At 72.3% G+C, this 15858-nt stretch carries 11 protein-coding genes; 7 read left to right on the forward strand and 4 right to left on the reverse strand.

Annotation, left to right across the window (positions count from 1 at the left end; genetic code table 11):
• Positions 1 to 11 precede the first annotated feature (11 nt).
• Positions 12 to 962 (reverse strand): GAF domain-containing protein, encoded by a 951-nt coding sequence (locus KM176_RS19070; protein WP_160895721.1) that lies wholly within the window; start codon positions 960 to 962, stop codon positions 12 to 14.
• Positions 963 to 1063: 101 nt separating this feature from the next.
• Complete coding sequence (locus KM176_RS19075) at positions 1064 to 1840, reverse strand: tetratricopeptide repeat protein (protein ID WP_160895720.1); 777 nt, start codon at positions 1838 to 1840, stop codon at positions 1064 to 1066.
• A 250-nt stretch (positions 1841 to 2090) separates the two neighbouring features.
• Here KM176_RS19075 and speB point away from each other — a divergent pair, with 250 nt between their 5' ends.
• From speB to KM176_RS19110, 7 genes are all read left to right on the forward strand, one after another.
• Positions 2091 to 3107: an agmatinase gene (gene speB, locus KM176_RS19080; protein ID WP_160895719.1), complete on the forward strand. Its 1017-nt coding sequence runs from the start codon at positions 2091 to 2093 to the stop codon at positions 3105 to 3107.
• Between the two features lie 73 nt (positions 3108 to 3180).
• Positions 3181 to 4401, forward strand: coding sequence for an exonuclease SbcCD subunit D (locus KM176_RS19085; protein WP_160895718.1), 1221 nt, complete (start codon positions 3181 to 3183; stop codon positions 4399 to 4401).
• A 3-nt stretch (positions 4402 to 4404) separates the two neighbouring features.
• Entirely contained in the window at positions 4405 to 8145 is a 3741-nt protein-coding gene (locus KM176_RS25205; RefSeq protein ID WP_160895717.1) for an AAA family ATPase, read from the forward strand.
• A 128-nt stretch (positions 8146 to 8273) separates the two neighbouring features.
• Complete coding sequence (locus tag KM176_RS19095; RefSeq protein ID WP_160895716.1) at positions 8274 to 9575, forward strand: NAD(P)/FAD-dependent oxidoreductase; 1302 nt, start codon at positions 8274 to 8276, stop codon at positions 9573 to 9575.
• 237 nt (positions 9576 to 9812) lie between these two features.
• Positions 9813 to 10454 (forward strand): response regulator transcription factor, encoded by a 642-nt coding sequence (locus KM176_RS19100; protein WP_160895715.1) that lies wholly within the window; start codon positions 9813 to 9815, stop codon positions 10452 to 10454.
• A 33-nt stretch (positions 10455 to 10487) separates the two neighbouring features.
• Positions 10488 to 12323, forward strand: a complete 1836-nt coding sequence (locus KM176_RS19105; RefSeq protein WP_160895714.1) for a sensor histidine kinase — start codon at positions 10488 to 10490, stop codon at positions 12321 to 12323.
• Positions 12324 to 12462: 139 nt separating this feature from the next.
• Positions 12463 to 12987, forward strand: a complete 525-nt coding sequence (locus KM176_RS19110; RefSeq protein ID WP_160895713.1) for a flavin reductase — start codon at positions 12463 to 12465, stop codon at positions 12985 to 12987.
• A gap of 64 nt (positions 12988 to 13051) precedes the next feature.
• On the opposite strand, the gene KM176_RS19115 is transcribed toward KM176_RS19110, so the two are convergent.
• On the reverse strand, positions 13052 to 13927 hold the full coding sequence (locus tag KM176_RS19115; protein WP_160895712.1) for a bifunctional helix-turn-helix transcriptional regulator/GNAT family N-acetyltransferase: 876 nt from the start codon (positions 13925 to 13927) through the stop codon (positions 13052 to 13054).
• A 798-nt stretch (positions 13928 to 14725) separates the two neighbouring features.
• A complete protein-coding gene (locus tag KM176_RS19120) occupies positions 14726 to 15847 on the reverse strand; it encodes a ParB/RepB/Spo0J family partition protein (RefSeq protein WP_160895711.1) in 1122 nt (373 codons plus the stop codon).
• Between the last annotated feature and the right edge of the window lie 11 nt (positions 15848 to 15858).

A 15858-nucleotide genomic window follows, 5' to 3' on the forward strand; every position in this document is an offset into this window, starting at 1 on the left:
GTCGCGGCCCCTCAGTGCAGCCCGAGCCGCTTCATCCGCCGGTAAAGGGTGGCGCGGCCGACGCCCAGCATCCGCGCGGCCTCGGAAACATTGCCCCCCGCCCGCGCCAGCGCCCGGTTCATCGCCGCGCGCTGCGCACGTTCGAAGCCCCGGGGCCCGTCGTCGCGGCCCAGCAGATCGCTGGCCGGGCAGCCCGCCAGCGGTCCGGCGGCGGACAGCCCGAAGGCCCGGCGCGCGCCCCGGGTGGCACCCTGCACGATATCGTCCTGGTCCACCGCCAGCAGCACCGCAGCCTCGCTGTCGTCCTGGTCGGCGACGATGATGCGGGCCTCGCGGAAGGCGGCGCGGAAGGTATCCGTCTCGATCTGGCGGGCGGTCTGGGCCACCATGGCGGCGATCAGCCGGTTGAATCCCTCGGTCTGGTCGACCCGCGCCGAGGACACGTCCAGCGCGCCGATCAGCTCTCCCTCCGGGCCGAAGATCGGCGCGTCCATGCAGCTCATGGCGATGTTGCGGGCATGGAAATGCTCATCCCGGTGCACGGTGATGCGGCGGTGCTCGGCGATGCAGGTGCCGATGCCGTTGGTCCCCTCCGAGGCCTCGGACCAGTCGGCCCCGGGCCAGAGCCCCCAGCTTTCGAAGACGCCGCGGTCGCCCTCTGCGCTGCGCAGGTCCAGCACGACGCCCTGGGCATCGGTCAGCAGCACCGCGCAGCCCGAGGTGCCGACCAGCTGGAACAGCGCGTCCAGCCGCGGCGTCGCGACATGGCGCATCGCCTCGGCGCGGCCCCGGTGTTCGGCCAGCGCGGCCTCGGTGATCCGGTGCACCCCCTGGCGCTGCGCCGGGTCCAGCCCGTGGTGGTCCAGGGACCGCCGCCAGGATGCCGCCAGCCGGGAACGCGCCGCGGCGGCGGGATCGGTGGCGGTGCGCAGCACCCGTTCGGCATGGGTCGAATTCGTCATCGTCAGGTCCTCCCGAAGGGCAGGATAGCCCAGCCCTTCCCCCCGGGGAATGTCCCCGGGCCTTAGACCTTCGCACAGGGCGGGGCCCCGCCGGTGCCGGCTCAGATCGTGGCGTTCATCCGCGCCAGCGCCTCGCGGGCCTCGGAGCTGCCGGCATTTGCGGCACGGGTATAAAGGTCGCGCGCCCTGGCCGCGTCCTTCGGGCCGCCCTCGCCATGTTCGTAAAGACGCGCCAGGGCGACCTTGGCGGCGGTGCCGGTGGCACCGCCCTGATCGGCGGCGCGCCCGTACCATTCGCGCGCCGCGCCGTAATCGCGCCGCAGGCCCAGCCCGGTTTCGTAGGCGCGGCCCAGGTTGTACTGGCTGATCGTGTCGCCCTTGGCGGCGGCCTTGCCGAACCAGTAGGCGGCGCTGTCGTTGTCGCCCGCCTCGCGCGCGTAAAGCCCCAGGTAGCGCCCGGCGCGCCACTGGCCGTTGCGCTCGGCCAGGCGCAGCCATTTCAGCGCCCGCCCCTTGTCCGGCGCCACCCCCAGACCCTGACGGTAGATGATCCCCAGCGTCAGCATGGAGGCCGCATCGCCCTTGCCGGCAGCCTTCTCGGCCCAGCTGCGGGCGGCATCGGGATCGCGGCGCAGGCCGGTCCCGGCCAGGTACATCTGCGCCAGCCGCCCCTCGGCCTGCACATTGCCGGCCCCCGCCGCCGGCAGCAGCGCGCGCGCCGCCGCCCGCGCATCCCCCGCCTCCAGCGCCGTGGTCCCGGTCTTGTAAAGCGCACCGGCCTCCTCGGGGCTGAGCTGGCTGGCCTGGGTGCGCGGCATCGGGGCACAGGCGGCCAGTCCGGCCAGAAGCGGCAGCGAGAGAAGCAGGAGACGCGGCATGAAAGGTCCTTTCTGTCTGGAGCTTGGCTCCGGGAAGAAGGGGTGCAATGCCGCGCCCCGCCCCCGGGGTCGAGGGGGCAGCCCCTCGCATCCGCTCACGATCGGTCGAGGCCGGATGCGAGGGGCTGGCGCGCTGCCGCTTTGCCCGGCACTCCGGGCGCGCGGACATGCGGGCGGACGGATGCGGCTTTACCCCGGCCCGCGCGTCCCTAGTCTGGGCGCAAAGGAGCCCTGCCATGCCCGTTTCCCAATGAGTGTTTCCCCCTTCAACCAGCCGCTGGGCGGCAATGCCATGCCCCGCACCGGCGGCCCCGCCACCATGATGCGCCTGCCCGCCCAGGACAGCGCCGCGGGCCTTGATGCCTGCTTTCTGGGGATCCCGATGGACATCGGCACCTCGAACCGGCCCGGCACGCGGCTGGGCCCGCGCCAGATCCGCGACGAGAGCCGGATGATCCGGCCCTACAACATGGCGACCGGTGCCGCCCCCTTCGAGCATCTTCAGGTCGCCGATATCGGCGATGTGCCGATCAACCTCTTCGATCTGAAGAAATCGGTGGACATCATCGCCGATCACTACCGCGAGGTGCTTTCGCACGGGGTGATCCCGCTGACGCTGGGGGGGGATCACACCCTGACCTGGCCGATCCTGCGGGCGATGGCGGAACGCCACGGGCCGGTGGCGCTGATCCATGTCGATGCCCATTCCGACACCAACGCGGAGATGTTCGGCGAAACCGTCGCCCATGGCTGCCCGTTCCGCCGGGCCTGGGAAGAGGGGCTGCTGCAGAACGACAAGGTGTTCCAGATCGGTCTGCGCGGCACCGGCTATGCGGCGGATGATTTCGACTGGGGGCGGCGGCAGGGCTGGACCTGCATCCAGGCGGAAGAGTGCTGGCACCGCTCGCTGACACCGCTGATGGGCTGGATCCGCGAACGTATCGGCGATGCGCCGGTCTACCTGAGCTACGACATCGACAGCCTCGACCCCGCCTTCGCGCCCGGCACCGGCACGGTCGAGGTCGGCGGGCTGACCACCCAGCAGGGGCTGGAGATCATCCGCGGCTGCGCCGGGCTGAACCTGGTGGGGGGCGATCTGGTCGAGGTCTCTCCGCCCTATGATCCGGCGGGCAACACCGCGGTGATCGCGGCGAATTTCCTGTATGAGATGCTTTGTGCCCTGCCCGGGGTGGAGAGGGCGCGGGGGGGCGTTGCCCCCCATGGCGCCGCCGGCGCCATTCCCCCCGGCATATTTGGGGAAAGATGAAAGCGAGGGGGCGGGTGCTGGCGTCTTCCCGCCCGATCGCCCATAGTCGCGGACGGGCAAATCCGGGGGGCAGATGCGGATCCTTCACACCGCCGACTGGCATATCGGGCAGACGCTGAACGGCTGGAGCCGGGACGCCGAACATGCGCTCTGGCTGGAGCAGCTGGCAGGCGTTCTGGCCGAGGAGGAGATCGACGTGCTGCTGGTGGCGGGCGATGTCTTCGACGGCATCAACCCCTCGGGCGAGGCGCAGCGGCTGCTCTATTCCGCGCTGCGGCGCTTCCGCGATGTGCGGCCCCGGCTGGTCACCGTGATGATTGCCGGCAACCACGATCCCGCAGGCCGGCTGGAGGCACCGCGCGCCATCCTCGAAAGCCTCGACGTGCATGTGGTGGGCAGCCTGCGGCGCCACGGCACGGCGGTCGATGCTGCGGCCCATGTGATCGACCTGCCCGATGCCTCGGGGGCGGTGGCCGCCCATGTCTGCGCCGTCCCCTTCCTGCGCGCCGCCGACCTGCCGGGGCTGCGCTTCGAGGCCGGCGAAGACCGCGGATCGCCGGTGGTCGCGGCAGCCCGCGCGCTGCATATGGAGCTGGCCGAGGCAGCCCGGGCCATCGCCGGGCCGCGCCCGCTGATCGCGCTTGGCCACCTGCACTGCCAGGGCGGCACCGAGAGCGAGGGCGCCGAACGGCGCATCCTGATCGGCGGCGAACATGCCGTGCCTCCCGACATCTTTCCCGCCGCCTTCGACTACGTGGCGCTTGGCCACCTGCACCGGCCGCAGAGCCTTGATGGCGGGCGGGTGCGCTATGCGGGATCGTGCTTTCCGCTGTCGGCGGCGGAGGCGGGCTATGACCACGGCGTCACCGTGCTGGAGCTGAAAGACGGACGGCTGGAGCCGCGCCACCGCCCCCTGCCCCGTCCCGCCGGAATGCTGCGCCTGCCCGCGCGCGGCGCGCTGGCGATCGAGGATCTGGAACGCGCGCTGGAGGCGCTGGCGCTCGATCCCGACCTTGCGCCCGGGCTGCGGCCCTTCGTGCAGCTGGAGCTGGAGGCCACCGCCCCCGCCCCGGTGCTGATCGCCCGCGCCGAGACCGCGCTGGCCGCCCGCCCGCTGCGCCCCGCCGGGCTGCGGGTGCGCCGGGCCGAGGCCGCGCCCGAGGCGCCGCCGCCGGTCTCCCTGCAGGACACTTCGCCCGAAGAGCTGTTCCGCAAGGCCTTCGAGAAGACCAACGGCCAGCCCCCGGGCGCCGCCCATGTCGCGGCCTTCCGCGACGCCGCATCGGAGGTCTGATCCATGCGCATCCTGGCGATCCGGGGCGGCAACCTGGCCAGCCTTTCCGCAGTATTCGAGATCGACCTGGCCGCCGAACCGCTGCGGTCGGCCGGGCTCTTCGCCATCACCGGAGAGACCGGCGCCGGCAAATCGACGATCCTCGACGCGCTGTGCCTGGCGCTGTACGGGCGCTGCCCGCGGCTGTCGAACGATGGCGTCGACGATGACGTGCCCGATATCGAGGGCCAGACGATCCGCGCCACCGATGCGCGCTCGATCCTGCGGCGGGGCACCAGTTCGGGCTTTGCCGAGGTCGATTTCGAGGCCACCGACGGCCAGCTTTACCGGGCCGGATGGGCGGCGCGGCGGGCGCGCGGGCGCGCCGAGGGGCGGCTTCAGAGCGATGAACGCAGCCTGACGCGGCTGTCCGACGGGCAGGTCCTGGAAAGCCAGAAGACCGCCGTCACCAAGCGCGTCGAGGCGCTGAGCGGGCTGACCTACGAGGAATTCCGCCGCACCTGCCTGCTGGCGCAGGGCGATTTCGATGCCTTCCTGCGGGCCCGCACCCAGGAACGGGCCGCCCTGCTGGAAAAGGTCACCGGCACCGGCATCTACCGCGACATCTCGCGCCGGATCTACGAACGTCACGAGGCCGCGCGCCAGGCCCTGGCCGCGCTGGAGACCCGCCGTGCCGCCACCCCCGCCCTGCCCCCCGAGGCGCGCCAGGCGCTGGAGGCCGAGGCCGCGACCCTGCACGAGGAGATCGCGGCGCTCGGGCCGCTGCTGGCGGAAACCGGCGCGGCGCTGGCCCGCCATGCCGCCCGCACCCAGGCCGAGGCCCGCGTTGCCGCCGCCGAGGCCGCCCTGGCCGAGGCCGGCACCGCCGAGGCCGCCGCCACCCCCGAACGCGACCGGCTGGCCCGGCTGGAGGCCGCCGCCCCGCTGCGCCCCGCCCATGACGCCCGCCGCCATGCGGCGGAGGCGGTGCAGGAGCTGGAACAGCGCGCCGCCGCCGCCGGGGCGCAGCTCTCGGATCTGGCGGCGGCACTGGCCGGGGCCCGCGACCGGCGTGCCGAGGCCAGCCGCCGTCAGGGCGCGGCAGAGGCGCTGTTCAAGACCCTCGGGCCGGTCTGGACCCGGGCCACGCAGCTGGACGAACGCCTGCGCGCCGCCGCGCAGGACCTGGCGCAGCTCTCGGAGGGGCGCCAGCAGGCCAGGGCCGCGCTGGCGCAGGCACAGGAGGCCCATGCGGCGCTGCTGCGCCGGGCCGGGACCGCCGAAGCCGCCCGCGACACCGCCCGCGCGGCCCTCGAAACCCGGCCCGGCAGTGCCCGCCTGGCCGAGCAATGGCCGGCGATCGCCGAGGCGCTCGAGACCCGCAACGCCGCACGGGCCCAGGGACGCGCCGCCCGCGACCGCGCCGCCACCCTGCGCCAACAGGCCGAGGCCGCCGAGACCCGCCGCCAGTCCCTTCAGGCCGAGGAGGAGGCCGACGGCCAGACGCTCTCTGCCGCCGAGGCCGAGCTCGCCCGTGACCGCAGCGCCCGCGACGCCCTGCTGGCCGGGGATCCGCAGGCCCGCCATGACCGGCTGACCCGCGCCGGGACCCTGCTGGACGCGGCCCGCCGCGCCCTTCGGACCCATCACGAGGCCACCGGCACCCGCGACGAAGCCCGCGCCCGCGCCGACACCGCGCGCACCGACGCGACCCGCCACCGCGAGGCCGCCGACCGCGCCGCCCGCGCCGGGGCCGAGGCCGCGATCCGCATCAACGCGCTGGAGGCGCCGGTGGACCGTGCCGAGGCCGCCGCCTCGGAGCTGGCGGCCCGCCTGCGCCGCCACCTGAGCGCGGGAGAGCCCTGCCCGGTCTGCGGCGCGCTCAGCCATCCCGTGCAGGCCGACGACGCCCTGACCGGCCTTGCCCGGGAGATGCGCGCGGCCCTGACGGAGGCCCGCGCCACGCGCGATGCCCAGGCCCGTGCCGAGGCACAGGCCCTCTCCGCAGCCGAGGCCGCACGGCTTTCGGCAGAGGCCGCGACCAGCGCCGCCAACACCGCCGAAGCCACCCGGGACGAAGCCGCCGCGACGCTGGCCGACACCGATCACCGGGGCCGCCAGCTGGGCCTGCCCCCCCTGCCCTCCCCCGAGGCCCCCGGCGCGCAGACCGCGCTCGACGCCCTTGGCGCCGACACCACGACGCAGCTGGCCGAGGCGGGCGCGCAGCTGGCCCGGCTGGAGACGCTGCGCGGCGCCATCGACGCCACCCGCGACCGCATCGCCGCCCTCGGCCAGACCCGCGCCGCCCGCGCCGCCACCCGAGAGACCCTGAGCACCGGGATCGCCGAGGCCCGCGCCACCGCCGCCGGCTGCGATGCCGATGCCACCGGGGCCGACGCCCGCGCGCAGCGCGCCGAGGCGATCCTGCATCCGGTCCTCGCCGGGCTCGGCCTGCCGCAGGACGCGCTTGGCTCCGGCGATCTCGACCGGCAGCTCGGCGCGCTGCACGACTGGCACCGGGACCAGGCCGCCGCCCTCTCCGGGGCAGAGGCCACCCTGGCCGACCTCGCCCCCCGGATCGCCGGGGCCGCCCGCGACCTGGCCGCCGCGCAGCAGGCCCTCGACCAGCTGAGCACGCGCCTCTCCGAGGCCGGGACCCGGGCGGAGGCGCTGCGCCAGGACCGCGACGGCCTGCTGGAGGGACCCGACGGCGCCGACACCGCCGCCCACCGCAGCCGTCACAATGCCGATCGGATCGCCGCCGGAGAGGCCGCCACCGCCGCCGCCGAGGCACTGGCCGCGACAGAGGCACGCCAGGCCGCGCTGCTTGACCGGCAGGCCCAGGCCAGCGAGGCGCTCGGCCCCGCCCGCACGCGAGCCGCGCAGGCCGGGGCGCGGCTGGCCGCCGACTGTGCCGCCGCCGGGATCGCCCCGGAGGCGCTCGCCCCCCTGCTGGCCGAGGGGCCCCGGGCCATCCCGGAGCTGCGTCAGGCCCTTGCCGCCCTGGCCGAGGCCCGCACCAGCGCCGCCGCTACCCTGGCCGCGCGCCGCGAGGATCTGGAACAGATCCGCGCCCAGCCTCTGCCCGAAGAGCCGGAAGAGACCCTCCAGGCCCGCCGGGCCGAGGCCGAGGCGCGCCGCGATGCCGCGCACAGCCGCACCGGCGCGATCCGCGAACAGCTGGAAGCCGACGACCGGCTGCTGGGTGGGCTGCGCGCCCTCGATGCAGAGATCGCCGAGGCCCGCAGCCAGCAGGAGACCTGGGCGGCGGTGAATGCCGCCGTGGGCTCCGCCAATGGCGGCAAATTCGCCCAGATCGCCCAGGGCGTCACCCTCAGCCTGCTGGTGGAACGCGCCAATCTCCACCTTGCCGAGCTGAAGCCGCGCTACCGGCTGATCCAGGGCGCCGAGGAGCTTTCGCTGCACATCGTCGACCGCGACATGGGCGAGGAGACCCGCTCGACCCGCTCGCTCTCGGGGGGGGAACGCTTTCTGGTCTCGCTCGCGCTGGCGCTGGCGCTGTCGCGGATGGGCAGCACGGCGCAGCTTGCGGCCACGCTTTTCATCGACGAGGGCTTCGGCTCGCTCGATGCCGAAAGCCTCGATGTGGCCGTCGATGCGCTGGAGGCGCTGCAGGCCCAGGGTCGAACCATTGGCGTGATCAGCCATGTCGAGGCCCTGAAGGACCGCATTCCGGTGCAGATCCGCGTCAGCCGCCACGGCGGCGGGGCCAGCACCCTTGCGCTCAGCGCCCCGGGGCTGTGACCACGGCGCCCGGCGTTTCGGCAGCCGGGCCGCCAAATCCCCCCGAAGGCAGGGTTTTTCGCGCTGCCATCTGGCGCCCGGACGCCGCTGATGTACCGTCGCCGCAACCGATCCGGGAGCTTCCTGACATGCTGACAGATGTCGTTCAAACCATCCCCGGGCAAGCGCTGCCCGACAGTCTCTATGCCCGCACCCTGCCGGCCCCGCCGCCGCCGCGCCAGCCGCTGGGCGGGCCGACCTCGGCAAGGGTGGCCATTGTCGGCGCCGGCTTCACCGGGCTGGCGGCGGCGCTGCAACTGGCGCGCGCCGGCATCGACGTGGTGGTGCTGGAGGCCAACGAACCGGGCTGGGGCGCCTCGGGGCGCAATGGCGGCCAGATCAACCCGGGCCTGAAATCCGGCCCCGAAACGGTCAGCCGCGACCTCAATGCCGAGATGATGAAGATCTCCCAGGCCGCCGCCGACACAGTCTTCGACCTTGTGGCAGAGCTGGGCATCGAGTGCGACATTCGCCGCGGCGGCACGCTGCGCGCCGCCCCCACCGCCGCCCTGGTGGGCGATCTCGAGGCACTGACCGCCGAAGCGGCGCGCTGCGGCGTGTCCTACCGGATGCTCTCGGCCGCCGAGATGGCGGCGGCCACCGGATCGGGCCGTTATGCCGGCGGCATGATCGACCCCAAGGGCGGGCAGCTGAACCCGCTGAAATACGCCCTCGGGCTGGCGGCGGCGGCCCGGGCGGCGGGCGCCCGCATCCATGGCGACACCCCGGTCCTGAAGGCCGAGAAGACGATGAATTCCTGGGCGCTGACGACGCCGAAGGGCAAGGTCACCGCCGACCGGGTGCTGTTTGCCACCAACGGCTATTCCGGCCCGCTGATCCCGGGGCTGCGGCGCTCGCTGCTGCCGGTGTTCAGCTCCATCCTGGCCAGCAAGCCGCTGCCGGAGGAGCTGCGCAAGCGCATCCTCGCAGACGGCCAGTCCCTGTTCGAGATCTCGGCCGTCACCACCTATTACCGGGTCGATGCAGAGGGCCGGCTGGTCTTCGGTGGCCGGGGCCGGATGGCCGAGGCCGGCGGGCCGCGCGCCTTCCCCAGCCTGGAACGCCACGCCGAAAAGCTCTGGCCGGGCATCGGCAAGGTCGGCTGGGACTACGGCTGGAACGGGCGCGTGGCGCTGACCGCCGATCACTATCCCCATCTCCACCAGATCGAACAGACCGGCTATGTCTGCCTGGGCTACAACGGGCGCGGCGTCGCCATGGCCACGGTGATGGGGCTGCAGATGGGCGCCCTGCTGGCCCAGCCCCGGACCCCGGCGCCGGTGCTGCCCGCCACCCCGATCACCCCGATCGCCTTCCAGCCCTTCTGGCCGTCGGGCGTCGCCCCGACCCTGGCCTGGAAACGCCTGGGCGAGGCGCTGCGCCGCGCCTGAGCGGCCATGCCCCGCAAAAGGGCCTGCCGCGGGCGGATCCGCGACAGGCCGAGACTGCTGGAAATGACGGAACTGAAAAGGCGTCGGTCAATCGGTGGGACAATGCACGGCACGCCATCATGCGGCCGCCCCCATGAACACCGCCGCGGCCCCGTCGGACCATGTGTAGATTCACACATGGAGCGCATTTTTTCCCATGCTAGAATTTGCAACAGTCCCCCATCGAAAGCCCCGCCCATGTCGCAGCATTCCGTTCTGATCCTCGAGGACCGGCAGGAAATCTGCCGCCGCCTGCAATCCGCCATCGCCGCGACCGAGGGGCTGGAACTGGCGGGCGTCGCCGGCACGCTCGACCAGGGGGTGCCGATGATCTTCGCGCGGCAGCCCCGGGTGGTGCTGGTCGACATCGGCCTGCCCGATGGCTCCGGGATCGAGGCGATCACGGCCCTGCAAAGGGCGCACTGGCCCGTCGACGCGCTGGTGATCTCGATCTTCGGCGACGAGACCCGGGTGGTCGAGGCGATCCGCGCCGGCGCCAAGGGCTACATCCTGAAGGGCGGCAACCTGGCCGAGGTCGGCACCGCCATCACCTCGCTGATCGAGGGCGGCAGCCCGATCAGCCCGGCGATCGCGCGCCATGTCCTCAACATCGCCAAGACCGGCCTGCCCGGCCCCGGCGCCCCGGCCGAACTGCTGACCGAGCGTGAGACCGAGATCCTGCGCGCCGTCTCGCGCGGCTACAAGCGCCGCGAGATCGCCGAACAGCTGGGCATTTCCGCCGGCACCGTCGGCAATCACATCACCAGCATCTATCGCAAGCTCGAGGTCCGCTCCAACATGGAAGCGGTCGCGCAGGCCTCCCAGGCCGGCATGATCTGACGACCGGGACCGGACCACCAGAAGGGGCGACACATGCCGGGCGGATGGACATCCTGGGTCTTCGTGACCCTCTGGGTCGGGCTGCTGAGCGCGCTCATGCTCTGGCTCACCCCCGGCGCGCTGCATCCGGTGCCCGGCACGCTGATGATCCGCGAGATGGAGCTGTGCCAGAGCGCCGACTGCCGCGATGCCACCCCGATCCACCTGCCCTACTACACCCCCTACCACTATGACGACGCCCCCGAGATCCACCACCTGCGCACCACCATCCACCTTTCTGCGGTGCCCGACCGGCTGCAATCGGTCTACCTGCCCAAGCTCTCGGATGATGTCGAGATCCGGCTGAACGGCGCCCTCGTCTCCCAGCCCCTGCCCTACCGGCGGCTGTGGAACCAGCCGCTGCTGGCCCAGATCTCTCCCGAGCTGATGCATCGGGGCGACAACGACCTCCAGATCACGCTGATCGGCGGCATTCCCGGGCGCCTCGACCTGCACGAGGTCTATTTCGGCCCCGTCGATGTCCTGCGCCCGCTCTACCGGGTCCGCATCATGATGGGCCCGGGCTTTAGCCTGTTCGGCCTGGGCATGATGATCCTGCTGACCCTGGGCTTCGGGATGATCTGGATCCGCCGCCCGGGTGATCGCAAGCAGCTCTGGCTGGCGCTGTGCTGCGCCAGCGCCTGCATCTTTCTGGCACAGTTCGGCACCAACCTTCCGGTCGGCCCCTACCGGATCTGGAAGGTGCTCCAGATCACCTCGCTCTCGGCCTATGCGCTGTTCATGCTGAAATTCCTGCGCTGCCTGCTGGAGGTGCCGCGGCTCTGGCTGGAATGGCTGCACGCCTGGCTGCTGGGACTGGGGGTGGTGGTGATGCTGCTGCTGCCGCTGCGCTGGATCGACATTGCCGCCACGCCGCTGATGTTCCAGATCATCCTGACCTGCCTGGTCTCGGTGGTGCTGCTGCACCGCCATCGCGACCGGCTGGCGAAGGCCGATTACCGGGTGTTCTTCCTGGCGCTCTCGCTGTCGCTGACCTTCTCGCTCGACGGGCTGTTCCGCTGGCTGCTGCCCTCGCCCCCGGGCAGCATCCACCTGCTGCACCTGATCCCGCTGCTGACCACCGTGGTCGGGCTCTGGCTGATCGTCTCGCAGCTGATCCGCAGCCTCTCCGCCTACGAGGCGCTGACCGCCGACCTCCAGGACCGCATCGCCGAGAAATCCCGCAAGCTGGAGGAAAGCTTTGCCCTTCAGGCCCGCGCCGAACGCCAGGGCGCGGTGCAGGCGGAACGCAACCGCATCATGCTGGACCTGCACGACGGGCTGGGCGGGCAGATCGTCAGCACCATGGCCTATCTGGAAAACAACGACATCCGCGACAGCACCCTCCGGGACGCGCTCGAGGACATGCTGCGCGACCTCGCCCTGATGCTCGACTGCATCGAGAACGACGAGAGCCTGACCACCCTGCTGGGGATGCAGCGCACCCGGCTGGAGGGGCTGCTGGACCGCCACGGGCTGCGCTTCGACTGGCAGATCGGCGAGGAACCCGATTTCGGCGATCACGACCCCTCGCGCAATCTCCAGATCGCCCGCATCGTCCAGGAGGCGATCACCAACGTGGTCAAACATGCCGGCGCCTCGGTGATCACCATCTACACCGACCAGCGCCAGATCCGGATCTGCGACGATGGCCGGGGCTTCGATCCCGGCGACCTGCCGGCCCCCGAAAGCCCGCATTACGGCATCCAGGGGATGCGCCGGCGCGCCGAACGCATCGGCGCCCGGCTCAGCATCCGCAGCTCGGAGCAGGGCACCGCCGTCTCGGTCGTGTTCCGCCCTGCCCCGCCCGCCTCCGCAGCGCCCGCCTGACGGGCACTGCCCCCGCGTCCCGCGCCCCCGCACAGCCCGTCGCGCCCTCCCGCACCTTGCAATCAGCGCCCCGTTTCGTCAGGTTCTGCGCACTTGGAACGGACCGCCAGCCCCCGGCGCCCGCAGCAGAGGACCCGACATGAAACTGGACGAGCTTCCGGAAACCCCGCCCCAGGCGCTCAGCCGCGTCTCCCTGGACCAGTTCCGCGAGGGGATGTCCCGCCTCGCCGGGGCCGTGAACATCGTCACCACCGACGGGCCCGCCGGACGCGCCGGTTTCACCGCCTCCGCCGTCTGCTCGGTCACCGCAGAGCCCCCCACCCTGCTGGTCTGCGTCAACCGCTCCGGCTCCGTCGCCGAGACCTTCGCCGGCAATGACGCGCTCTGCGTCAACACCGTTGGCCCCGAACACCAGGAGCTGGCGATGCTCTTCGGCGGCAAGACCCCGATGGAGGAACGCTTTGCCCGCGCCGACTGGCATGCCGCCGCCACCGGGGCGCCCGCGCTCGACGGCGCCGTGGTCTCCTTCGACTGCGAGGTGACGCAGCGCCTCGACGTCGGCACCCATACCGTCCTCTTCGCCGAGATCGTCGGCGTCGTCACCACCCCCGGCGCCAGCGCCTCGGCCTACTGGGGCCGCAAGTTCCACGAACTGAAGGGCTGAGCCGCCCCCTCCCCCGCCCCGCCGGGACGGGGGACACACTTTCCATACGATAGCGTATGCCGCCTTACAGCGCCTTCTCGAAGAAGACGTCCGGATAGGGATCCTCATTGAAGCGCGGGATCTCCTGCCAGCCAAGCTTGCGGTACAGCCCCACCGCCTCCGGCAGGGCCGAATTGGAATCCAGCCGCAGCAGCGTGATCCCCAGCTCCCGGGCGCGGGCCTCGACCTCGGCCATCATCCGCCCCGCCAGACCCATGCCGCGCGCTGAAGGCGCGACCCACATCCGCTTGATCTCCGCATAGCCCTTTTCGGTGCCCTTCAGCCCGACGCAGCCGATCGGCATCCCGTCCGACAGCGCCAGCAGGAAGCTGCCGCGCGGCGGGCGCATCGCCCCGGCCTCGGGATCTGCCGAAAGCGTCACGTCAAAGCCCTGGCGCAGGCGCCGCGCCAGCTCGGCGTAATAGGCCTCCAGGCAGGCGATGGCACGCGGGTCGCCCGGATCGACCTCCTCCAGCGTGCTGCGCGGATAAGAAAGCGCGGTGGCGACGATATCCATCGCCTCCAGCAGCACCTCGGGGCGGGGATGACGGGCGATGATCTCGGCCGCCTGCACATCCGAGAGCGCCTCGTAGGCGGCATATTCGGCGTCCCCCGCCGGGGTCAGCGTGGCGATGCGGCGGCGCCCGTCCTCGGGGCTGGGGCCGGTCTGCACCAGCCCCTCCTCTTCCAGCCCCCGCAGCAAGCGGCTCGCCAGCCCGGAATCCAGCCGCAGGTAGCTGCGGATCTCGGCGATATCGGTGATGCCGCGCCCGATGGCGTTCAGCACCCGCGCCGGGCCAAGGGGCCGCCTCCGCCCCAGGAAAGACGCATCCAGCACCCCGGCTTCGGTGGTGACGGCACGGTGAAAGCGGCGGGTTCGGGCGATGGAATCGGTCAGCATCTGGGCCTCCTTGAAAGTACCTGACATATGTCAGGTAAATTTCCGAAGCGCAATTGGCGACGTGGCGGCCCCATTTCCGCCCGGATCTTCCCAGGCATCTTCCCCGCGGGGAAGACCCGATCCGCCGCCTGCCTCCGGGGCCAGCGCCCTTTCCGTGCCCGGCGCCGCCCTCCCCCCCCCGCGCCGGCCATTCGGCCCCTTCCCCTCTAATCTTCCCCGCGGGGAAGCTCCGGCGATCCCCGGCCCCATGCCCGTCCGGCGTGGCCAGGGGCATCCCCTGCCCGCTCCGGACCGGGCCGATGGCGCCCGGGCGATCTTCCCCATGGGGAAGATCCGGTGCCGGCCCAAGGCCCGGCCCCAACCGCCGGGCCCCACCGCACTCCGGGCCGAAGCGCGGCGCGGCATCGGCGGCGGGCAACCGCCCCCCGCGCCATCTTCCCCACAGGGAAGATCGCCGCTTTGGCCAGAGCCCTTGCCCCCGCACCGTCAGGGCCCGCCGCGTTTCGTCCCGGGGTCTCTTCCCCACGGGGAAGACGGAAGCAGTTGCGCGGCACATCCCGGACCTTCCCCGCCGGGAAGGATCCCTGCCGCCGCATCAAACAGGCTGGCGCAGCGATCCCCGGCCCGCATCCAGACGGCCCCGCAGCCCCCAAGTCCGAGCGCCCCATGTCGCCCCACCGCACCTTCCCCGCCGGGAAGATCCCTCAGGTCTGACGGGACACCGCGCCCCGCCTCGGCGCAAAGAAAAACCCCAGGCGCCGGGCACCGGGGGTTCGGGGGTCTTCCCTGCGGGGAAGATCAGTCCAGCTGGTCCAGCATCCGCTTCACCGCCTCTTCCAGCTTGCGCCGGTCGATGGTGGAAAAGTCGCGCTCGAGCCGCAGCTCCAGCCGCCCGTTGGAGGCGGTGCAGCGCGCGCGCCCCTCGCGGCGCTGGAACTGGAAACTGGTGCGTGCGGTGCCCGGGGTCTTGGCCTTGGGCGCCGGGGTCTTCGGGGCGGGCGCGGCCTCCGACAGGCCGGCGTGGCGGCGCAGCACCTCGATCTCGTCCCGGACCGAGCGGTTGTCCATCGGCGCCAGCTCGGCCTTGATGGCGGGCACCACGCCCTCGACCTCCTCGATCTTCTGGACCAGCGCCAGGCCAAGGGCGCGCGGGATATCGGGGGCGAAACGCAGCGTGTCGCCCAGCCGTGCCATCAGCTTGATGAAGCTGCGGATGTAGCTGCGCTTCTGGTAGCCGGCGGACTGGAACAGCTCGGCCACCGCCTTGTCCGCATCATCTTCCTGCGTCGAAGGGTCGGCGGCATAGTCGAGCGCCAGCTGCGCCATCTCGGCAAAGGAGATGTCCTTGCGCACCAGGTTCTCGTCCACCATGCGGCGATAGAGCGTCTCCAGCTCGTCGCCGGGCTGGCTGACCGCCGCCGGGATCGTGCCCCAGCGGTCCGTATCGCCGGTCTCTTCCAGCAGCGCGCGATAGGCGGCCAGGCGGCGGAAGCCCTGCACCAGCTCGTAACGGCCATCGGCGCGCGCCTCGACCCGGATCGGGTTCGACAGGCCAAGCGCGGCGAGAGACGCCTTCAGCTCTCCCAGCTCGTAGTCGATGCCCTTGGCGCGGTCGCGCACCAGCTTGGCGGTGTCGATGCTCTCCAGCGGCAGCAGCTCCATGACCAGGCCCAGGCGCTTGAGGCGCATGTGCTCATGGGCCAGGGCATCGTTCTCGGCGCGGATCTGCGCCTCGATCTCGTGGCGGGCGCGGCTGCTCTCCGCATTCTCGCCGATTGCGGTGGCCATGGGGCCACGCCGGCGCACCGGCGCCTCGGGCGGGTCTTCCGCGACCTTCCCCGCGGGGACGATCGGTTCCGGTGCGGCACCGGGGGCCTCGTCCGGCATCTCGATGTCGAACATCCGTCTCTTGCGTGCCATGTCTCAGCCTC

The sequence above is a fragment of the Pseudooceanicola endophyticus genome (assembly GCF_018760365.1).
Lineage (GTDB): Bacteria > Pseudomonadota > Alphaproteobacteria > Rhodobacterales > Rhodobacteraceae > Pseudooceanicola > Pseudooceanicola endophyticus.